The sequence below is a fragment of the Pseudomonas sp. R62 genome, from assembly GCF_000257605.1.
GTDB lineage: Bacteria > Pseudomonadota > Gammaproteobacteria > Pseudomonadales > Pseudomonadaceae > Aquipseudomonas > Aquipseudomonas atacamensis.
Genome location: NZ_JH635998.1, coordinates 2,753,389 through 2,757,848 on the forward strand (window position 1 = coordinate 2,753,389; position 4,460 = coordinate 2,757,848).

The window sequence follows — 4,460 nt, forward strand, 5'->3', positions numbered from 1 at the left end:
TCATCAGGCCGAGCCAGTTGCGGTAGATCACCACTTTGTCGTCGGCATCAACGGCGGCCACGGAGTCTTCGCAGTCCATGATCGTGGTCAGCGCCGCTTCCATGAGGATGTCTTTGACGCCGGCGGCGTCGGTCTGGCCGACCGGGGTGCTGGCGTCGATCTGGATTTCGAAGTGCAGGCCGTTGTGCTTGAGCAGCACCGCGATCGGCGCGTTGGCGTCGCCCTGGAAACCGATCAACTGAGCGTCATCGCGCAGGCCGCTGTTGCTGCCGCCCTTCAGAGTGACGACCAGTTTGCCGTCAGCGATTTTGTAGCCGGTCGAATCGACGTGGGAGCCAGCGGCCAGTGGTGCGGCTTCGTCGAGGAAAGCACGGGCGAAAGCGATGACTTTGTCGCCACGCACTTTGTTGTAGCCTTTGCCTTTTTCCGCGCCGCCGTCTTCGCTGATCGCGTCGGTGCCGTAGAGGGCGTCGTACAGCGAGCCCCAGCGGGCGTTCGAGGCGTTGAGCGCGAAGCGCGCATTCATCACCGGCACGACCAGTTGCGGGCCGGCGGTGCGGGCGATTTCATCGTCGACGTTTTGCGTCGTCGCCTGGAAATCAGCCGCTTCTGGTAGCAGATAACCGATCTCTTGCAGGAAAGCTTTGTAGGCCACGGCATCGTGCGCCTGGCCGGCATGCTGCTGATGCCAGGCATCGATGCGCGCCTGGAAATCATCGCGTTTGGCGAGTAGGGCTTTGTTCTTCGGCGCCAGGTCGTGAATGACCTTGTCGGCACCTTCCCAGAATTGTTCGGCGGTGAGGCCGGTACCGGGAATGGCTTCGTTGTTCACGAAGTCGAACAGGACTTTGGCGACCTGCAGGCCACCGACTTGAACGTGTTCAGTCATTGCTTGCCTCACTCTGCTCAGCTATTTCGCTTTTCAGCTCGTCAATTTAACAATGAAGCTTCCGGCCATTTAAACCACAAACCTGCGGACCAGTACATGCCATTGCTGGCGGCTGGGCTAGGACCAATCAACGGCTTGGAGGCCTTGCTGACGGGGCTTTCAGGGTTGCGAAGGGCCTTGGGCAGACATCGATCCAGCGTTATGTAGTGCGCGCTGCGGCATACTACATGATGAGTTGCGCTTGTGAAAATCAGACTAATTACGTCGTTCTGCGACCTCATGACGCATTGCGGTCACGTCGCGGAACGGGATGTTCTCAAAAAAGCATTGGATTGTTCCAGCTAAATATCGAAAGTTGTACACATAATTACTGTGGGCCTGCTAAGGAGCAATTCGGGTGTAACCATTTGTGGCGAGGGGATTTATCCCCGTTGGGTGGCGAAGCCGCCCCCTGCGGTCCGGCTGGCAGACCCGATTGGCAGGACTCACGACTGCTGCGCAGCCGGACGAGGATGAATCCCCTCGCCACAGGTCATCATCTGCCAGCACTGGGTCAGGCTGAATCAATCCGCTTGCCTATACTTGCCCTTCGATAACAAAAGACATGACAAGAGGGCTGCGCCATGGACCATCTCGTACTCACCGTTTTCGCCCCGGACAAGCCCGGGCAGGTCGAGCGCATCGCCCAATGCATTGCCGAGCACGGCGGCAACTGGCTGGAAAGCCGCATGTCACGCATGGCCGGGCAGTTCGCCGGGATTCTGCGCGTGGGTGTGCCGGCGGAGGCTTACGACGAACTGGTCGATGCCCTGCAAGCGCTGTCGGCCCATGGCATTCGGGTACTGATTGCCGAAAGCGGAGTGGAGCAGTCCTGCACGTGGAAACCGATCGCTATGGAACTGGTCGGCAATGACCGACCGGGTATCGTCCGCGATATCACTCGGCTGTTGAGCGAGCAGGGTGTGAACCTGGAGCGACTGGTAACTGAGGTGCGCCCGGCGCCGATGAGCAGCGAGCCGCTGTTTCACGCCGAGGCGATTCTGGCGGTGCCACTCACCTTGTCGCTCGACGTTCTGCAGGCGCGCCTGGAAACCCTGGCCGATGATCTGATGGTCGAACTGGTGTTACGCACAGAGGTTTAGCGCAGACAGGGTTATTCAGGTTTAACGTGCACCTGCCTGTGGATAACCTGTAGAGACAGACCGCCACGCCACGCCGGCCGTGGCTTTGCGCAGGTTGATCAAAAAACCGCCAGCATTCAGTGACTTGCGCACAAACGGCGGGGATCACGCTGTGGATAAGCTTGGGAAGGAACGATGCAGGCCACGAGAACCGTGGCCTGCAGAGGTTTGTGCGTTTTTTGATCAGGCGCGCCGGCGCAAACTTATCCACGCATCAACGCTATAGACCGCCAGGCCGGCCCAGATAAACATGAACGCAACCAGCGTGCTGGACGACAAATGCTCGCCAAACAGCAGCACGGCTTGCAGCAACACCAGCGTCGGCGCGATGTATTGCAGGAAGCCGATGGTGGTGTAGGGCAAGTGGCGGGTGGCGGCGTTGAAACACACCAGCGGCACCAGCGTCACCGGCCCGGCGGCCACCAGCCACCAGGCTTCGGAGGTGGTCCAGAAGGCTGGCTGCACACTCGTCGCAGTCTGATTGAACAGCAACCACGCAATCGCGATCGGCACCAGCATCCAGGTTTCCACCACCAGCCCCGGCAGCGCCTTGACCGGCGCCTGCTTGCGGATCAGACCGTAGAAGCCGAAAGTCAGGGCCAGCGCCAGCGACACCCACGGCAAGCTGCCGACCTGCCACACCTGCTGCGCCACGCCGATGGCAGCGAGACCGACCGCGACCCACTGCATGCGCCGCAGCCGTTCGCCGAGCAGCACCATGCCCAACAGCACGTTGACCAGCGGATTGATGTAGTAACCCAGACTCGCCTCGAGCATGCGGCCGTTGTTCACCGACCACACGTAGGTCAGCCAGTTGGCCGCGATCAGCGTGCCGCTCAGAGCCAGAATCGCCAGGCGCTTGGGATTGTCGAGCAGCTCGCGCAGCCAGCCCGGGTGTTTCCACACCATCAGCAGCAACGCACCGAACAACGCCGACCACAGCACCCGATGAATGATGATTTCGACGGCCGGGACTTCGGCGATAGCTTTGAAATAGATCGGGAAAAGGCCCCAGATGATGTAGGCGCTCAGGCCCAGAATGTACCCGCGACGCGGGTTGGCGGCTTGCATGCAGAATCCTTGCTCAGGCAGCTGACAAAGGAGGGATTGTAAGGAGGTTGTATAGATGTGTCGTGTCAGAAAGCAAAAAGATCGCAGCCTTCGGCAGCTCCTACAGGGGAATGCGATCCATGTAGGAGCTGCCGAAGGCTGCGATCTTTTGATCTTTAATTCAGAACAACTTCAAAGGTTCTTCGTTAAGCGCGGACAGTTGCTCACGCAACGCCAGCACCTGGTCGCCCCAATACCGCTCCGTGCCAAACCACGGAAAGCTGTGCGGGAATGCCGGGTCGTCCCAGCGTCGCGCCAGCCAGGCGCTGTAGTGCATCAGGCGCAAGGCGCGCAACGGTTCGATCAGCGCCAGTTCGCGCGGGTCGAAATCATGGAATTCGTTGTAGCCGTCCATCAATTCCGACAACTGCCCCAGACACTCCTGGCGATCGCCGGCGAGCATCATCCAGATGTCCTGTACCGCCGGGCCCATGCGGCAGTCGTCGAGGTCGACGATGTGGAACATCTCGTCGCGGCACATCATGTTGCCGGGGTGGCAGTCGCCGTGCATGCGGATGTTCTGGTGCGGCGTGGCGGCGTAGACATCTTCGACGCGTTTGAGTAGGTCGCGGGCAACCGACTCGTAAGCCGGCAGCAGGCTCTTGGGAATGAAATTGCCTTCGAGCAGGGTGTTCAGCGAGGCATGGCCGAAGTTCTGCACGGCGAGGGCTTCGCGGTGCTCGAACGGCTTGGTGCCGCCCACCGCATGCATGCGCCCGAGCAACTGGCCGAGGCGATACAGTTGATCAAGATTGCCCGGCTCCGGCGCCCGACCACCACGACGCGGGAACAGGGTGAAGCGGAAGCCGGCGTGCTCATGCAGGGTTTCGCCGTTGTGGATCAGCGGCGCTACCACCGGGATGTCGATGTCGGCCAGTTCGAAGGTGAACTGGTGCTCTTCGAGAATGGCCTCGTTGGTCCAGCGCTGCGGACGATAGAACTTGGCAATCAGCGGCTCGGAGTCTTCGATACCGACCTGATACACACGGTTTTCGTAGCTGTTGAGCGCCAGGATGCGCGCGTCGCTGAGGAAACCGATGCTTTCAACGGCATCCAGGACGAGATCGGGGGTGAGGGTTTCAAACGGGTGGGCCATGCTGACTCCTGCGCGCAGCAGGCTGCTGCGTCCGGCTCGGCATGGTAGCGCAGATGGCAGCGGGGGAGGTGGTTGGTGTCCTTGCTGATGCCATCGCTGGCAAGCCAGCTCCCACAGATCTTGCGCAAAACCTGTGGGAGCTGGCTTGCCAGCGATGAGGGATTATCAGGCGCCGACGATCCCA

Annotated in this window: 3 protein-coding genes and 1 pseudogene; 1 reads left to right on the forward strand and 3 read right to left on the reverse strand. The window is 60.5% G+C overall.

The features are described 5' to 3' along the window. Positions 1-889: pseudogene (locus OQK_RS13380) on the reverse strand (malate synthase G); the annotation flags it as partial. A 623-nt stretch (positions 890-1,512) separates the two neighbouring features. Between OQK_RS13380 and OQK_RS13385 the strand changes: the two are divergent. Further along, a complete protein-coding gene (locus OQK_RS13385) occupies positions 1,513-2,031 on the forward strand; it encodes a glycine cleavage system protein R (RefSeq protein WP_016772854.1) in 519 nt (172 codons plus the stop codon). Between the two features lie 222 nt (positions 2,032-2,253). Here OQK_RS13385 and rarD read toward each other — a convergent pair whose 3' ends face one another. Beyond that, on the reverse strand, positions 2,254-3,141 hold the full coding sequence (rarD, locus tag OQK_RS13390; RefSeq protein ID WP_016772855.1) for an EamA family transporter RarD: 888 nt from the start codon (positions 3,139-3,141) through the stop codon (positions 2,254-2,256). Positions 3,142-3,301: 160 nt separating this feature from the next. Then, on the reverse strand, positions 3,302-4,276 hold the full coding sequence (locus tag OQK_RS13395; protein WP_016772856.1) for a serine/threonine protein kinase: 975 nt from the start codon (positions 4,274-4,276) through the stop codon (positions 3,302-3,304). Positions 4,277-4,460: the final 184 nt, after the last annotated feature.

Bases quoted from the DNA above. Each gene is read 5' to 3' on its own strand.
- OQK_RS13385 (WP_016772854.1), top strand. From the start codon at position 1,513: ATGGACCATCTCGTACTCACCGTTTTCGCCCCGGACAAGCCCGGGCAG.
- rarD (WP_016772855.1), bottom strand. From the start codon at position 3,141: ATGCAAGCCGCCAACCCGCGTCGCGGGTACATTCTGGGCCTGAGCGCC.
- OQK_RS13395 (WP_016772856.1), bottom strand. From the start codon at position 4,276: ATGGCCCACCCGTTTGAAACCCTCACCCCCGATCTCGTCCTGGATGCC.